The organism is Xanthomonas sp. NCPPB 1132 (assembly GCF_056629235.1).
Genome location: NZ_CM152819.1, coordinates 3,537,022 through 3,552,581, shown reverse-complemented (window position 1 = coordinate 3,552,581; position 15,560 = coordinate 3,537,022). Strand labels below are relative to the sequence as shown.

General features: G+C 70.1%; 17 protein-coding genes. 1 reads left to right on the top strand and 16 read right to left on the bottom strand.

The window, feature by feature from the left end:
• Positions 1 to 524: 524 nt before the first annotated feature.
• The 10 genes from AC1G9L_RS15135 to gloA2 all read right to left on the bottom strand — a co-directional run bounded on the left by AC1G9L_RS15135 (position 525) and on the right by gloA2 (position 8,319).
• Positions 525 to 1,313 (bottom strand): anti-sigma factor, encoded by a 789-nt coding sequence (locus AC1G9L_RS15135; protein WP_481069421.1) that lies wholly within the window; start codon positions 1,311 to 1,313, stop codon positions 525 to 527.
• Positions 1,310 to 1,867 (bottom strand): sigma-70 family RNA polymerase sigma factor, encoded by a 558-nt coding sequence (locus AC1G9L_RS15130; RefSeq protein WP_019801198.1) that lies wholly within the window; start codon positions 1,865 to 1,867, stop codon positions 1,310 to 1,312. Before AC1G9L_RS15130 ends, AC1G9L_RS15135 begins: the two co-directional genes overlap by 4 nt.
• A gap of 58 nt (positions 1,868 to 1,925) precedes the next feature.
• Positions 1,926 to 2,297 (bottom strand): hypothetical protein, encoded by a 372-nt coding sequence (locus tag AC1G9L_RS15125; RefSeq protein ID WP_019801199.1) that lies wholly within the window; start codon positions 2,295 to 2,297, stop codon positions 1,926 to 1,928.
• Between the two features lie 88 nt (positions 2,298 to 2,385).
• Positions 2,386 to 3,174 carry a hypothetical protein gene (locus AC1G9L_RS15120; RefSeq protein WP_019801200.1) on the bottom strand — a complete coding sequence of 263 codons (789 nt, stop codon included), beginning with the start codon at positions 3,172 to 3,174 and terminating at the stop codon, positions 2,386 to 2,388.
• A gap of 90 nt (positions 3,175 to 3,264) precedes the next feature.
• Positions 3,265 to 3,675, bottom strand: a complete 411-nt coding sequence (gene rnfB, locus AC1G9L_RS15115) for an Rnf electron transport complex subunit RnfB (RefSeq protein ID WP_081481952.1) — start codon at positions 3,673 to 3,675, stop codon at positions 3,265 to 3,267.
• A gap of 108 nt (positions 3,676 to 3,783) precedes the next feature.
• Positions 3,784 to 4,374: a hypothetical protein gene (locus tag AC1G9L_RS15110; RefSeq protein WP_481069420.1), complete on the bottom strand. Its 591-nt coding sequence runs from the start codon at positions 4,372 to 4,374 to the stop codon at positions 3,784 to 3,786.
• A 4-nt stretch (positions 4,375 to 4,378) separates the two neighbouring features.
• Positions 4,379 to 4,981, bottom strand: a complete 603-nt coding sequence (locus AC1G9L_RS15105; RefSeq protein ID WP_481069419.1) for an HAD family hydrolase — start codon at positions 4,979 to 4,981, stop codon at positions 4,379 to 4,381.
• A 93-nt stretch (positions 4,982 to 5,074) separates the two neighbouring features.
• Positions 5,075 to 7,141 (bottom strand): methionine--tRNA ligase, encoded by a 2,067-nt coding sequence (gene metG / locus AC1G9L_RS15100; RefSeq protein WP_019799558.1) that lies wholly within the window; start codon positions 7,139 to 7,141, stop codon positions 5,075 to 5,077.
• Positions 7,142 to 7,350: 209 nt separating this feature from the next.
• Positions 7,351 to 7,803, bottom strand: coding sequence for a DUF2147 domain-containing protein (locus tag AC1G9L_RS15095; RefSeq protein ID WP_010342365.1), 453 nt, complete (start codon positions 7,801 to 7,803; stop codon positions 7,351 to 7,353).
• A gap of 126 nt (positions 7,804 to 7,929) precedes the next feature.
• Positions 7,930 to 8,319: an SMU1112c/YaeR family gloxylase I-like metalloprotein gene (gene gloA2, locus AC1G9L_RS15090; protein WP_481071149.1), complete on the bottom strand. Its 390-nt coding sequence runs from the start codon at positions 8,317 to 8,319 to the stop codon at positions 7,930 to 7,932.
• Between the two features lie 186 nt (positions 8,320 to 8,505).
• Between gloA2 and mmuM the strand changes: the two genes are divergently transcribed.
• Positions 8,506 to 9,444: a homocysteine S-methyltransferase gene (gene mmuM, locus AC1G9L_RS15085; RefSeq protein WP_019799560.1), complete on the top strand. Its 939-nt coding sequence runs from the start codon at positions 8,506 to 8,508 to the stop codon at positions 9,442 to 9,444.
• A 582-nt stretch (positions 9,445 to 10,026) separates the two neighbouring features.
• Here the strand turns inward: mmuM and AC1G9L_RS15080 are convergent.
• The 6 genes from AC1G9L_RS15080 to AC1G9L_RS15055 form a co-directional block, all read right to left on the bottom strand.
• Complete coding sequence (locus tag AC1G9L_RS15080) at positions 10,027 to 11,901, bottom strand: DUF885 family protein (protein WP_019799561.1); 1,875 nt, start codon at positions 11,899 to 11,901, stop codon at positions 10,027 to 10,029.
• Between the two features lie 199 nt (positions 11,902 to 12,100).
• Positions 12,101 to 12,874 (bottom strand): queuosine precursor transporter, encoded by a 774-nt coding sequence (locus tag AC1G9L_RS15075; RefSeq protein ID WP_019800974.1) that lies wholly within the window; start codon positions 12,872 to 12,874, stop codon positions 12,101 to 12,103.
• Between the two features lie 5 nt (positions 12,875 to 12,879).
• The gene (locus AC1G9L_RS15070; RefSeq protein ID WP_019800973.1) at positions 12,880 to 13,557 is read right to left on the bottom strand and encodes a DUF502 domain-containing protein; all 678 of its coding nucleotides are present in this window, start codon (positions 13,555 to 13,557) and stop codon (positions 12,880 to 12,882) included.
• A 96-nt stretch (positions 13,558 to 13,653) separates the two neighbouring features.
• Positions 13,654 to 14,148 (bottom strand): hypothetical protein, encoded by a 495-nt coding sequence (locus AC1G9L_RS15065; RefSeq protein ID WP_481069418.1) that lies wholly within the window; start codon positions 14,146 to 14,148, stop codon positions 13,654 to 13,656.
• The gene (locus AC1G9L_RS15060) at positions 14,145 to 14,978 is read right to left on the bottom strand and encodes an FAD:protein FMN transferase (protein ID WP_481069417.1); all 834 of its coding nucleotides are present in this window, start codon (positions 14,976 to 14,978) and stop codon (positions 14,145 to 14,147) included. Before AC1G9L_RS15060 ends, AC1G9L_RS15065 begins: the two co-directional genes overlap by 4 nt.
• A complete protein-coding gene (locus AC1G9L_RS15055; RefSeq protein WP_019802365.1) occupies positions 14,971 to 15,489 on the bottom strand; it encodes an FMN-binding protein in 519 nt (172 codons plus the stop codon). Before AC1G9L_RS15055 ends, AC1G9L_RS15060 begins: the two co-directional genes overlap by 8 nt.
• Between the last annotated feature and the right edge of the window lie 71 nt (positions 15,490 to 15,560).

Sequence of the window (15,560 nt, the reverse complement as noted above, 5' to 3'; positions counted from 1 at the left end):
TGAGGGTACGGCGCGAAGCCCTCGCGCATCCAACTTGCGCCACCGGACGCTCTACGAGGCTTCGCCCTTACCCTCATCCGCCCCTTCGGGGCACCTTCTCCCGACGGGAGAAGGGAGTCCATGGTCCCGGTGAGAGAAGGGTTGTCTACGGTGCGAGTTGCAGCGTGCTAAGGCGTATTGCCCCTCTCCCATCGGGAGAGGGGGTGGGGTGAGGGTGCGGCGCGAAGCGCCTCGCGCATCCAACTTGCGCTACCGGACGCTCCACGAGGCTTCGCCCGTACCCTCATCCGCCCCTTCGGGGCACCTTCTCCCGACGGGAGAAGGGAGTCCATGGTCCCGGTGAGAGAAGGGTTGTCTACGGTGCGAGTTGCAGCGTGCTAAGGCGTATTGCCCCTCTCCCATCGGGAGAGGGGTTGGGGTGAGGGTACGGCGCGAAGCGCCTTACGGAATCAGGCCCACGAGGCTTCGCCCGTACCCTCATCCGCCCCTTCGGGGCCCCTTCTCCCTATGGAAGAAGGGGTTGTCTACGGTGCGAGTTGCAGCGTGCTGATGCCGCCCTTGGCCACGACCGGGCCGGTGGCCACGCCGCCGGGCGCGCCGCCGGGCGGTTCCATGGTCACTGCCAGCACCGCGCCGTCGCTGAGCATGGGCATCAGCGCATCGGGGATGCGCGCCACGCGCGCCTTGGCCTCATCGAACACGCCCATCGAGCGCGCCTTGCCGTCGGCCGGGATCAGCCACAGCTCGGGCACGCGCGCGCTGTCGTGGGTGCCGCCCAGCGGGGTGAGGGTGATGCTGCGCTTGTCGGCGTCCATCAGCGCCACGTAGCCGGGCTTGCCGTCGTCCTGCATCAGCGTGGAGGTCATCGCGATGCCGCTGGGCTTGGGCGTGGTGGTGGCGACCGGTGGCGGCTGCGCGGCCGGCGGCGGCACCGGCGCACGCGCCAGCAGCAGCGCCAGCAGGCAGGCGGTGGCGGTGGCGAAGCCGCCGGCGCTGAGCCAGCGCCAGGTCCGCACGCTGTCCCAGAACCCAGGCGCAGCCGGCCGCGCGCGCGGCGCCGGCGCATCCAGGCCCAGCGAGGCGCGGATACGCACCCACACGCGCTCGGGCACCTCCACCGGCGCGATCTCGTCGGCCAGCGGCATCAGGTGCTGCTGCCACTGCAGCACCGCCTCGGCGAAGGCGCGGTCGCTGTCGATGCGCGCTTCGGCGGCGCGGCGCTCCTGCGCGTCGAGCACGCCGAGCACGTATTCGCCGGCCAGCACGTCGCGCGGCGGCGGGGTTTCCTGCGGATCGGGCACGGAGGCGTTCATCGTTCCAGGCACGCTTTCAGTTTGGCCAGGCCGCGGCGGATCCAGCTCTTGACCGTGCCCAGCGGCGTGCCGCTGCGGTGGGCCAGTTCCTCGTAGGTGATGCCCTCGAAGAACGCGGTGCGGATCAGTTCGCCGCGCGGCGGCTCCAGTTCGCCCATGCACACGTCCAGGCGCCGGCCGGCGACCCGCCACTCGGTGTCGGCGAGCGGATCGCGGCCTTCGTCCTGCAGTTCACCGGCGTCGTCCAGCGCCACCGACTGCCGCGCCGGGGCGCGTGCGCGCAGATGGTCGATGGCCTTGTTGCGGGCGATCATGGTCAGCCAGGTCAGGCCGCGCGCGCGCTGCGGGTCGAACTGCGCGGCCTTGCGCCAGACCGAGGAGAACACTTCCTGCAGTACGTCCTCGGCTTCGCCGCGCTGCGGCACGATGCGCAGGCACACGCCGAACAGGCGCGAGGCGGTGGTGCGGTACAGGCGTTCGAACGCAGCGCTGTCGCCGGCGGCGGTGGCGACCAGCAATTGTCCTGCTTCGTCGTGATCGGGCGACTCGGTCATGCCGGGAGACGGTGGCGAAGGTCGGCGCGATGCTACAGGCTTTCGCCGCGGCCGTCGCTCAGGCGCGCTGGCGCCGCCACAGGATGAGCGCGGCGAGCAGCAGGACGATCTCGAACGCGGCCAGGCCGGTCGTGGTCGGGCCCACCGGCCACAGCCGCAGCAGGCTGGCGCTGCGGTAGAGCACGATGGGCACGTAGAACGCCAGCGCCAGGAGCAGGCCGGTGCGCAGTTGCCCGGTGCGGGCGAAGTAGCCGAACAGGAAGGCCATGCCCAATTGCAGGCCGCCGTAGATGACCAGGTATTCGGACTGGCCGGAGCGGTCAAGGCCGACATAGCCCACCGCCGCGGCGGTCTGCGCCGGCAGCAGCGTGCACCAGACGGCCAGGAGCGCGTACAGCGCAGCGTTGAACCACAGGTAGGCCTTGGCCATGAGGTGTCCTCGTCGATGCGCGGGCGATGCGCAGGCATGGTTGTAGCGGGTGCGGCGATGGCCGGCGTGAATGCGCTGGCGGTGCGGCTCAGCGCGCGCTGCATTGCGCGACCAACGGTTGCTGCAGCGCCTGCTCCCAGGCGCCGGCATCGGCCTGGCCGCGCAGGCGTTCGGGGAATTCGATGCGCACGGTCGGGTAGCGGCCGCGCGCGTCGCGGATGTTGCCGACGCCGCGGAACTCCAGCAGGCGCCGGTCCTGGCGTGCATAGGCGACGCTGAGGTCGGGCAGTAGCGTGCCGTACCAGGCGGCCAGGCTCAGGGTGTAGCGCTGCACCTCGGCATCGGCCGGGCCGGGCGTGATGCGGAAGTCGAGCGTGCGCAGTTCACTGGGCAGCACGAAGGCGATGCGCTGCGGCGCGCCGCTGCCCAGGCTGTCCCAGCGCTGGCGCAGGTAGGCGTCGAAACCGGCGTCGATCACCTGCGCCTGCTCGGGCTTGGGCAGTGGCGCACGCCGCTCGGCCTGGCCCTTGGCCTGGCTGAACATCTCGCGCCCACCGCCGCTGCGGCGCACGCCCTCGCGGTAGCCGCTGCGCGCATCGATCAGTTCGAAGTCCGGCGCGGCGCTGCCGTCGTCCACGCGCTTGCGTGCGAATGCGCTGCCATCGGCGCACTGGTACAGCACCACGCGCGCGCCATCGTCGCGGACCCAATGGCTTTCGCGGTACAGCACCTGCTTGCTGTCGGCGGCATAGGCGATGCCCTCGTAGTGCAGCATCGCCCTGGCCGGTGCCGCGGCGACGAGCGCGGCGGTACTCAGCACCAGCGCCAGCGGCAGGTGCGGTCGGGTGAACGGGAAGGCGGCGGTCGACGTCGGCATGCACGGCGCTCCGGTGGGATGACACCAGGACATACGCGGCCGGCGCCGATCCGGATGCGCCCGCGGTGGCGGCCGCGTGGCGCGGGCGTCTCAGCGCAGGACGATGCAGTCCACCGGGCAGGCCGGCAGGCACAGTGCGCAGCCGGTGCACAAGGGTGCCAGCACCGTGTGCATGTGCTTGGCGCCGCCGACGATGGCGTCCACCGGGCAGGCCTGGATGCACTTGGTGCAGCCGATGCAGTCGGCCTCGACCACCCACGCCACCTGCGGCGGCGTGTGCGTGCCGCGGCTGCGGTCGTAGGGCAGGACGGGGACCCCGAGCACCCGCGCCAGGGCGCGCGCGCCGGCGTCGCCGCCGGGCGGGCAGCGGTCCACCTGCGCCGTGCCGGCGGCCATCGCCTCGGCATAGGGGCGACAGCCGTCGAACCCGCACTGGCCGCATTGGGTCTGCGGCAGCAGGCGATCGAGACGTTCGAGCAGGGCGTCGTGGGTGGGCGTCATGGCGGAGGCGGCGCGCGGCGGCGCTCGGCGTGGAGCAGAGGCGAAAAAGCGGAAACGCCAGCGTGGCGAGCCGGCACAGTGTAGCGCGGCGTCCGCTGCGGCCCGAGCCTAGCGCGCGCTGTAGGTGTTGATCACGACCTGGACCGCGGTGCCCGGCGCCGGCGTGGCGGGCGCGTCCTGGGCACGGTCCAGCACGATCCGCACCGGCTGCCGCTGCACGCGCTGGACATGGTTGCCGGCCTGCGCGGCGCTGTCGAGCGCCGCGTCCGTGTCGGCGCCGATCGCCTGGACGTGGCCGACCCAGGCGCTCTCCGCATCGCCGGCCAGGCGCACCTGCGCGGTCTGGCCGACCCGGATCGCCGGCAGCACGTCCTCGCGGAACCGGACGATCACCACGGTCGCGTCGTCCGTGGGCGCATGCGTGGAGACGGCGGCCGGCGCGCCGGGCCTGGCGCCCCCGGCGCGCGACGCCGGCGTCGCCACCCAGGCGTCGTCGCTGCGCGCCGCGGGGTACATGCGCCACCCCCACGCGCTGACGGCGAATCCGATGCCGAGCAGGAGCGCCAGCGCCACGATCGACAAGGCGACGACCGCGCTGCGGTCGCGCGGTGGCGTCGCCGCGGCGTCGCTGCGTGCCGCGGAGGCGGCCGCGCGCTGCGCAGCGGACGGCAGGGGCGGCGGTGTCTGGCGCGGCGTCATCGATTCAGGCGATCCGGCGCCCGCGGTACCAGCGCTCGTGCGCCAGCGCCAGCATCGGCCGGTCCTCGCGGCTGTCGCCGTAGGCGTAGATGCGCGGATAGGCGTTCAGGTCGTACTGCATGCGGATCAGGGCGGCCTTGCGCGGCCCGCAGTCGCCGTGGCGATAGCGGCCGGTCAGGCGCCCGTCCTGCACTTCCAGGCGATTGCAGATCAGGTGCAGCGCATGCTGCTTGCACCAGGGGTGCAGATACAGGTCCAGCGAACCGGACACCACCGCCACGCTGTGTCCCTGCGCCTGATGCCAGGCGATCCGCTGCAGCATGTCCGGCCGCAGCAGCGGCGGCAGCGCCTCGTGCGCATAGCGCTCGGCTTCGCGGGCGATCTCGTCTGCGTCGCGTCCGGCGAACACCAGGTGGGTGACCCGCGTGCGCAACGCCGCCGCCGACACCAGCCCCAGCCGATAGCCGGCCAGCCAGGGCCCGACCGTCCAGCGCGCCTGCGCCTGTTGCGCCGGCGTGGCCACCCGCCGCAGGAACCCCGAATAGGTATCGGCGGTGGTGACCGTGTGGTCGAAGTCGAAAAGGGCGAGGGAGCTGGGATTCGGCATTGGGGATTAGGGATTCGCAACAGCAGCGCATGGGCTCGACTGGGCCGAGGTGTGCTCAACCAATCCCCAATCCCGACTCCCCAATCCCGGCCGTCAACGCACCGGCATGCCCGGCTGCGCGCCGCTGTCGGCGTCGAGCAGGGCCAGGGCGCCGCCGTCGAAGCCGGCCGACAGGATCATGCCTTCGCTGAGGCCGAAGCGCATCTTGCGCGGGGCGAGGTTGGCGATGAATACCACGTTGCGGCCGACCAGCTTTTCCGGCTCGCCGTAACTGCCGCGGATGCCGGAGAAGATCTGCCGCTTGCCCAGCTCGCCGGCGTCCAGTTCGAAGCGCAGCAGCTTGTCCGACCCTTCGACGAACTCGCAGGCCAGCACCTTGCCGATGCGCAGATCGAGCTTGGCGAAGTCGTCGATGCCGATGTGGCCGGGATTGGGGATTGGTGATTGGGGATTCGCAGCGACCTTCGTTTCGGTCTTGGCCGGCGCCGGCTTGGCTGCGGCGGGAGCGGGGGCGAGGGTGTCCTTGGAGGCGTCGGTCATGGCGTCGAGCAGCTTTGGGTCGAGACGGGTGAACAGGGGGACGTAGGGCTGGATGGTGTGCGCCAGCAGCGGGGCGTCGAGGTCGTCCCAGGCGGTGAGCGGGGCCGACAGGAAGGCCTCGGCCTCGGCGCAGGTGCGCGGCAGCACCGGCTTGAGCGCGGCGGCCAGTACCCGGAACAGGTTCAGGCCCTGCGTGCACACCGCCTGCAGTTGCGCTTCGGCGCCGTCCTGCTTGGCCAGCACCCAGGGCTTGTGTTCGTCGATGTACTTGTTGGCCTCGTCGGCCAGGGCCATGGTCTGGCGGATCGCGCTGGCCGGGTCGTTGCGCTCGTAGGCCTCGCGGATCGGCGCCAGCGCGGCGACGAAGCGCGTGTACTGCGCCGCATCCGGCAGCGCGTCGGCGAGCGTGCCGCCGAAGCGCTTGTCGATGAAGCCGGCGCAGCGGCTGGCCAGGTTGACGAACTTGCCGACCAGGTCCGCATTGACCCGCGCCACGAAGTCGCCCAGGTTCAGGTCGAGGTCGTCGACGCCGCCGGAGGACTTGGCCGCGAAGTAGTAGCGCAGCGCTTCCGGCTCCAGGCCCACGTCCAGGTAGGTGCGGGCCATCACGAAGGTGCCGCGCGACTTGGACATCTTGGCGCCGTCGACGGTCAGGTAGCCGTTGACGTGCAGCCGGGTCGGCGCGCGGTGGCCGGTGCCGTGCAGCACTGCCGGCCAGAACAGGCCGTGAAAGTTGACGATGTCCTTGCCGATGAAGTGGTGCAGTTCGGTGGCGGTGCAGGCGGCCAGGTGCGGCTCGAAGGCTTCGCCCAGGCTCGCGCACAGGGTCTGGAAGCTGCTCAGGTAGCCGATCGGCGCGTCCAGCCACACGTAGAAGTACTTGCCCGGCTGGCCGGGGATCTGGAAGCCGAAGTAGGGCGCGTCGCGGGAGATGTCCCAGGCGCGCAGGCCGCCTTCGCTGTCCAGCCACTCCATCAGCTTGGCCTTGACCCCGGGCAGGGCGACGTCGCCGGCCAGCCAATCGCGCAGGAAGCCGTCGAAGCGGCCGACCTCGAAGAAGAAGTGCTCCGAATCGCGCAGTTCCGGCGTGGCGCCGGAGATCACCGACTTGGGCTCCTTCAGCTCGGTCGGCGCATACGTGGCGCCGCAGACCTCGCAGTTGTCGCCGTACTGGTCGGCGCTGCCGCAGTTCGGGCAGATGCCCTTGATGTAGCGGTCGGGCAGGAACATGCCCTTGGCCGGGTCGTAGAACTGCGCCACCGAGCGCCGCGCGATGTGGCCGCCGGCATCGAGCCTGGCGTAGAACGCCTCGGTCAGGGCGCGATTGGCGTCCGAGTTGGTCGAGTCGTAATGGTCGAAGGCCACGCCGAACGCGGCGAAATCGCGCTCGTGGCTGGCCTGGATGGCGGCGATGAAGTCTTCCGGGGTGACCCCGGCCTTCTCCGCGGCCAGCATGATCGGCGTGCCGTGGGTGTCGTCGGCGCACACGAACCAGGTGCGGTCGCCACGCAACCGCCGCGCGCGCACCCAGATGTCGGCCTGGATGTAGCCGACCAGATGCCCCAGATGCAGCGGTCCGTTGGCATAGGGCAGGGCGGTGGTGACGAGGGCGGTGGTCATGGCGGCCGGCGTTTCTGGGGGCCGGGGATTATTGCATGGAGCTGGGAGTGGGGAATCGGGAATGGGGAATCGCAAGAGCGGCCACTCGCGACCCGATGGCCTACGAAAAAGGCGCCTTTGCAGGCGCCTTGTCGGAGTGGGGTGGTCTCAGGCCGGCGGATGCCGTGCTTTACGATTCCCGATTCTCCACTCCCGATTCCCGGCTTCCGTCACTCCCTGATCCAGGTCTGTGTCCGTCCCAACGCCTCGATGCCGATGTAGCCGCGCATCTGCAGCTTCTTGCCGCCGTCGGTGAGGGTGATCTTGGCCTTGTAGGTCTTGCCCTTGGCCGGGTCCAGCACCGAGCCGCCGTCCCACACCGCGGTGCCGTCGGGCTTGAGGCCCCACAGGATGGTCATGCCCTTGATCGGCTTGCCCTTGCGCTCGCCGTCGCACTTGTCGCACATCGGGTTGGGGCCGTGGTTGGATTGCAGGATCTCCACCACCTTGCCGCTCAGCGTGCCGTTGCCGGCCTGTTCGATCTGCACGATCGACTTGGGCTTGCCGGTTTCGTCGTCGATGGTCTGCCAGCGGCCGACCGGCGAGGTGTCGGCGGCGTGCGCCATGAATGCCGCCGCGCTCAGCGGCAGGGCCAGCATCAGGGTCTTGAAGCTCGTGCGCATGTTCCCCTCCCGAGGGATGTCCGGTGCGGCCGGCGCGATGCCGGCCTGATCCGACTGTATACCCAAGCGTATGGTGCTGGGAATCCGCACTGCGGCATGCGGTTCAGCGTGGTCGGCGGCCGGCGTTCAGCCGTTCTCGTACAGTTCCAGCGGCAGGTCGTCGGGATCGGCGAAGAAGGTGAAACGGCGGCCGGTGTATTCGTCGACGCGGATCGGTTCGACCGCCACGCCGTGCGCCTGCAGGTGCGCGACGGCGGCGTCCAGGTCGCGCACGCGCAGCGCCAGGTGGCGCAGGCCGCAGGCTTCCGGGCGGCTCGGCCGCGGCGGCGGGGTCGGGAACGAGAACAGTTCGAGCTGGCTGCCGTCAGGCAAGGCCAGGTCCAGCTTCCAGGAGTCGCGCGCGTCGCGATAGACCTCGGCGATCACCGGCAGGCCCAGGAGGCGGCAATAGAAGTCCTTCGAGCGCGCGTAGTCGGAGGCGATGATCGCCACGTGGTGCAGGCCGTCGAGGGTCAGCGGCGACGTCATCGCGGCGCCCTCGCGCAGCAGGCGTGGGTGGTGGCAGTGCACGCAGGTGGCGCGGCGGTGGTGTCGTGCGCAGTCGGCAATAGGATCAATGGCATGGCGGCAGCATAGCGCAGCGTCGCGACCGTGCCGCCGCGGTCTGCGACACTGCGCATTCCGTCGCTGCGAGGCTACGCCATGCCGCACAACCCGCTCGCCGCGCTGCTGGCCGAGGACCGTTGCCTGGTGCTCGATGGCGCGTTGGCCACCGAACTGGAACGGCGCGGCTGCGATCTGCGCGATCCGCTGTGGTCGGCGAAGATCCTGCTGGAACAGCCGGACCTGATCCGCCAGGTGCACCGCGACTATTTCGCCGCCGGTGCGCAGTGTGCGATCACCGCCAGCTACCAGGCCACGCCGCAGGGGTTTGCCGCACGCGGGATCGATCTCGTGCAAGCGCAGCGCTTGATCGCGCGCAGCGTCGAACTGGCGCAGCAGGCGCGGCAGGCGCATCTCGCGCGGCATCCGCAGGCGGGGCCGTTGCTGGTTGCCGGCTCGGTGGGTCCGTATGGCGCCTTCCTGGCCGACGGGTCCGAGTACCGTGGCGACTACGCGGTGCCGCAGGCGGCATTGCGGGACTTCCACCGCCCGCGCATCGCCGCGCTGGTGGAGGCGGGCGTGGATCTGCTGGCCTGCGAAACACAGCCGTCACTGGTGGAAATGGCGGCCTTGCTGGAGGTGTTGGACGCATTTCCGCAGATCGTCGCCTGGTTCACCTGCACGCTGCGCGATGCGACGCATCTCAGCGACGGCACGCCGTTGCGCGAGGTGGTGGCGTTGCTCGACGGCCATCCGCAGGTGGTCGCGCTCGGCGTCAACTGTGTCGTCCCGTCGCTCGCTACCGCGGCGTTGCGTCACTTGGCGACACTGACCCGCGTGCCGCTTGTGGTGTATCCGAATGCCGGCGAGCGCTACGACGCCGACCGCAAATGCTGGCAGGCCGACAGTGCCGATGCCGGCACCCTGGCCGACCACCTCACCGCCTGGCGTGCCGCCGGTGCGCGCCTGATCGGCGGTTGCTGTCGCACAACGCCGCAGGACATCGCGCAGCTGACGCTGCGTCTGGCAGCGGCATAACGATAAGGCGGATCGTTTGCACCCCGCAGCACGATCTCTTCGCTGGCGATGGTCCAACGAACGTCGGCGCTGGTCGGCCGCCTCCGGCTCTTGTGGGAGGGACTTCAGTCCCGACGCATTGCAGTGAAATGCGTCGGGACTGAAGTCCCTCCCACAAGGGGGCCGTGCGCTGGTCAATGCTCTGATGGAACTGGCCTGCTATCCGCACCGAGTGGAATGGAGGCAACGGGACGGCGATGAAACCAATCGACCGTCGTTGCAGTTCCCACTGCCGTCGCGGTGCGATTGCAGCAACTCGGCATACCGGTCATTGCACTGTGGGAGCCCCTCCCACAACGGGTTCATGCGCGGCCAATGCCCTGATGGACTGGCCTGCTATCCGTACCAAGTGGGATGGGCGCAACGGGAGGGCGATGGCGCCGCCGCCGATGCGGCCTTTCGTAGGAGCGGCTCTTGTCCCCTTTTCGGGGATCAGCCGCGACCGGGCTTCGCCAGGAATGCCCCGTCGCGGCTGAAGCCGCTCCTACAAAAACCCCCGCGACGCATCAGGCCGCGTGCCCCGCGAGCGAAGCGGCGCCCCGCTTACCCCTTCTTGCTCGCCACCCAGCGCTCGATCTTCTCCTGCAGCACGTTCAGTGGCACCGAGCCGTCCTTCAGCACTTCGGCGTGGAACTCGCGGATGTCGAACTTGTCGCCCAGTTGCGTGCGGGCGTAGTCGCGCAACTGCAGGATCTTCATCTCGCCGATCTTGTAGGACAGCGCCTGGCCGGGGATGGCCATGTAGCGCTCGGCCTCGGCTTCGGCGTCGGTGCGGCTGGTGGCCGAGTTCTGCAGCATGTAGTCGATCACCTGCTCGCGGGTCCAGCCCTTGCTGTGCAGGCCGGTGTCCACCACCAGGCGGATCGCGCGCCACAGCTCGTTCTGCAGGTAGCCGAAATAGTTGTACGGGTCCTGGTACAGGCCCAGGTCCTTGCCCAGCGACTCGGCATACAGGCCCCAGCCTTCGATGAAGGCGGTCTCGCCGCCGAAGCGGCGGAACTTGGGCAGGTTGGTCAGCTCCTGCTGCAGGCCGAGCTGGAAGTGGTGGCCGGGAATGGCCTCGTGCAGGTACAGGTCTTCCGCATCCCAGGTCTTGCGGCTGGGCAGGTCGTAGGTGTTGACGTAGAAGATGCCGGGGCGGCCGTCCTCGCTGGGGCGCATGTACGAGCCGCTGGCCGCCGACTGCGCGCGGTACGGTTCCACCGGGCGGATCTCGAACGCAGCCTTGGGCTTGAGCGAGAACATGCGCGGCACCGCCGCGTCGACCCGGCCCTCCAGGTCGCGGTAGTAGCTCAGCAGTTCGTCCTCGCTCCTGAAGCTGAAGCGCTTGTCGGTCTGCATGAACTTGAAGAACTTCTGCATCGAGCCGCGGAAGCGCACCTGCTTCATCACCGCCTGGATCTGGCCCTGGATGCGCGCCACCTCGTCCAGGCCGATCTGGTGGATCTGGGCCGGGGTCAGGTCGGTGATGATGCTCTGGCGCACGTTCCAGGCGTACCAGGCATCGCCGCCGGGGAGGGCGCCGACGCCGGCGGTGCTGCGCGTGGCCGGCAGGTACTCGGTGGCGATGAAGCCGCGCAGCGAGCGGTAGGCGGGCATGATGCGGTACTCGATCATGCGCTTGTATTCGGCGGTGATGCGTTGCTTCTCGGCCTCGGGGATGTCGGCGGGCAGGTTGCGCACCGGGCCCCAGAACAGGCTCTCCTCGGCGGTGGGCTTGATGATCGCATCCAGCTGCGGCAGCACCTTCTCCATCAGCGCGCGCGGCTGCACCACGCCGGCCTTCATGCCCTCGCGCATGTTGGCGATGGCCTGGTCGAACAGCGCCGGGATGCCGACCGCGCGCCGCGACCAGTTGTCGTAGTCCTTGACCGTGTGGAACGGCTGCGCGCCGGTGCCGGAGCCGAGCATCACCATGATGCTGCCGACGTTGTAGAACTGGTTCACCGGCTGCATCCAGCTCGGGTACTTCTCCGCCTCCAGCGCGTTGCGCGCGTCGCCGACGAAGATTTCGTAGCTGAGCAGGTCCTGCCCGGTCAGGCCGTCCTTGCCGATCGCCTCGGCCTTGCCCAGCCACTCCACGGTGAAGTCGTGCGACTGCTGGCGGAACGCGGCCGAGAGGAAGTTCGGCAACTGGTCGTTGTAGCGGCTGTCGCCCTGGAAGGTGGCCTGCAGCGGGTTGAGCTTGAGCGAGGCTTCCCAGTAGTCGTCGTACAGCTTGTTCAACTGCTGTGCCTTGGTCAGCACCACCGGGGCCGGCGCTGGCCGCGCCTTGCGGGCCTTGCTCGCCTTGGCGCGGGTCTGCGCGGTGGTCTGCTTGGTGGTCTTCTTCTTGGCCGCGTCCGCCGGGGCCGCCAGCGACAGGCTCAGGGCGGTGGCGATGGCGAGGGACAGCAGGCGGGAAAAGCGGGGCGGCATTGCGGGCTCCAACGACAAGCGAGCGGGGAGCTTGCCCGATCCGCACCGCCGAGGCCACCCATGGCCGCTGCCCGCGGGCGCCCACCACCCTGTCGCGGGCGGGCGCCGTGGCGCGACGGGCCAGGCGGCAGCGGCCTCTGCGGCGCTGCACGATGGCCGCGCGCGAGGGCGTGCGGGGCGCTCGCGCGTGTGCCGGCGTTCAGTCGGCGGCGGCTTCCTCGCGCAGTTGCTCGGCGCGCTCGGGGGTCAGATAGTCGGTGATCAGGCGCCGCATCAGGTACAGCAACGGGATCAGCAGCACCGCCAGCAGCATCTTGCAGATGTAGTTCAGCGTGCTCACCGCCAGGAACAACTGCATCGACCAGTGCTGCGGGCCGAGCACGAAGGCGATGTAGATCACCACGAAGCTGTCGATCAGCTGCGAGACCGCGGTGGAGCCGGTGGCGCGCAGCCACACGTGCTTCTCGCCGGTCACGCTGCGGATGCGGTGGAACACCGCCACGTCGATCAGCTGGCCGGCCATGAACGCGACCAGCGAGCCGGCGATGGTCCACATGCCCTGGCCGAACACCGCGGCGAACGCGGCCTGATAGTCGGGCACGCCCTGGTTCTGCGCGGCGGTGACCCAGAACCCGGCCGGGGCCAGCGCGATCGCGGCGAAGGCGAACAGGAAGCCGTAGCCGATCAGCGCCACCGCCAACCAGGAGATGAAGCGCACGCCGCGGCGGCCGAAGAACTCGTTGATGGTGTCGGTGAGGATGAACACCAGCGGCCACAGCAGGGTGCCGGCGGTGAAGTTCATCGAGCCGGTCTGCCCGAACAGGTTCCAGTTCAGCGGGGCGATGCCCAGGGTGTCTTCCAGGGCGAAGATCTTGACCCCGATGAACTCGGCCAGCGCGGCGTTGACGCAGAAGAACGCCGCCAGGGCGATGAACAGACGGACCGCGCGATCGTCGAGCGTGCCGCGGCGCATCGGCGTCAGCGGTCCACGGTCCGGGTGAACGGCACGCTCTCCGGCGCCACCGCGCCGCCGGAGATGATGAAGCTCATGGCCTGGTCCACGCTCCAGTCGGTGGGCGTGAGCAGTTCCACCGGCACGATTTCCAGGTAGCCGGAGGTCGGATTGGGCGTGGTCGGCACGTACACCGCGGCCAGCTCGCGGCCGGTGCCGTGTTCCTTGATGACCCGCGTGACCAGGCCCACCGACTTCATGTCCCGGTGCGGGAAGTCGATCAGCACCACGCGCTGGGTGCTGCCGGGCTGAGTCTGCAGGATGTCCACCAGCTTGCGCACGCTGTCGTAGACCACGCTGGCCAGCGGGATGCGGCGCATCACCGCCTCGAACCAGCGCAGCAGGCGCTGGCCGATCATGCGCCGGCTCAGGAAGCCGACCAGCAGGATCACCGCCAGGGTGGCGATCAGGGCGATGGTGTTCTGCACCCACTGCGCAGTGGCCCAGCCCAGCTCGCGCGGGAACGAGGCGGCGATGCGCACCGACAGCGGCACCACCCAGGGGCTGCTGATGCCCGAGAGCAGCACGAACACGAACTTGACCACGACCCAGGTCAGCCAGATCGGCAACAGGGTCAGCAGGCCGGTGAAGAACAGCCGTTGCAGGGACGGGCGGGGAGCGGGGGCGGCGAGATCGGGCGACATTTGCGTAGTGTAGCGGCGCCTCGCGTCCACCGCTGCGGTTGAGGAGGTGGTGCCGGGACCGTGTGCAGGTGGGATTGAGGAAGCGGGCCGCGACGGCTATCGCTGCGGCGCGCCTGGCGTGCGCGGCGTGGCGGCCGCAAGCGGCCGCCGATGGCGCCGGCGTGCACGCAGGGCATGCCACAGGAACAGCGGCAATGCGGCGAGGCCGACGCTCCAGTGGATCAGGCTTGCCAGGGCGCGCAAGGCGTCGTCGCCGACGTAATACAGGCAGTAGCCGCTGAGCACCAGCACGCCCAGCAGCGCCAGCAGGGCCACGCCAATCCAGCGCTGCCGGCGCTGCCCCCAGCCGCGCACAACGTGGACGACCAGCAGGCTGCCCACGCCGAGCAGCAGTGCCGGGATCGCCGCACCGTGCAGGCGCAGGGTCCAGGGTTCGGCCGGGTTCGCTTCCGGCCCGAACAGACCCTGGGTCCTGCCGAAGTAGTGCAGCAGCAGCCAGGCGACGCCGCTCAGCCAGAGCGTGGCGCCGCTCCACTGCAGCAAGCGGCGCTGCCAGCGCGCCAGCCGCGCGCTGTGCAGGTGCGCGCTCATGCCGCCGCCGCCGATGCGGGTTGGCGGACCAGGAAGCCGCCATGTTCGGCAAGGATGGCCGTGGCCAGCGCGGGCGCGTCGAGCGCGACCTTGGTCATCGCGTCTGCGAGCGCGCAGGTGCGGGCGACCACACTGACCGCACCGTCGGCGAGGACCGCGGCCCGGTCTCTGTCCAGATGCGGCGTGCAGACGCGGCCACGGTGGCGCCGGCGCATGTGCAGGTTGGCCGAGCTGGCCATGGCACGATCGGTCAGCCGCAGCACGCCGCCGAGGACATGGTCGGTGCTGCGCAACTGCACCATGGTCTCGCCGATCACGCGCAGGTCGCCGCCGGCATTGACGGTGGCGGTGTCCACGCCGGCGCGCAGCAGGCGATCAATGGCGCGATCGACCGCGAACCCCTTGGCGATGCCGCCCAGGTCGATCAGCATCGGCCGATGGCAGACGACCCGGTCGGCGCCGAGGAGTTCGATGTCGGCGCTGGTGCCGCGCATGCGGCGCAGGTCGATGCCGGACGGCCGCGGCAGGAAGCCGGCGGCGACCAGGCGCGCACCGACCGCGACGTCGAACAGGCCGGCGCTGCGTGCGAACAGTTGCTTGGCCAGTGCCAGGACCTGGACGGTGGCTGGATCCACCAGCACCGCGGTACCGGTGCGCGCTCGGCGCAGGGCGGCGAGGTCGCTGCCCTCGTCGTGAAAGGACATGCGCGCATGCACATGGGCGATGTCGGCGAAGGCGGCGCTGGCGGCGTCCGCGGCAGCGGTCGGCACGCATACTTCGACGAAGGTGCCGAGCAGCGGCTTGCAGCGGCGCAGCAGCGGCTCAGCCATGCGCCAGGACCAGCGCATAGGTCGCGAGCACCCGTCGTACGCCGTCGGTGACGTGTTTGGACGAGAGCGTGGCGCCGGAGATGTTGCGCACGTCCTGGCCCAGTTGCAACGGTGCGCCGGCCTGCTTGCCGACGAACTGGGCGCGCCAGCTGGGCTCGCGGACCTGCTGTCCGTAGGTCTCGCGATAATCCAGGATCTCCACGTCCGTGACCGCGCCGGCAGCGTTCAGCGCCACCGCGAAGGTGATGAATTCGTGTTTGCCGACCACCCGGTCGACGATCAGCCAGCCGCCGCCGGAGGCGCGCCAGGCATTGAGTTGCGGCGACAGCGGCGAGACCCCGGCGGCCTTGGTGATGGCGGCCATCTGCGCCGCATCCAGAGTGCGCGGCTGCGCGACCAGCGTCTGTCCGGGGAACAGTTGCGCCTGGGCCTGTTCCACCGACAGGTAGGTGGTGGCGTAGGCGGGGGCGATGAGCGCGACGAGGGGCAGGGCGATGAGGCGATGCGACATGGGAGGACCCGACAGGTGCCAGCGTGCGAGGCGCGAACGCCGTGGCGGCCGGTGCTGGGCGCGGCCGCCAG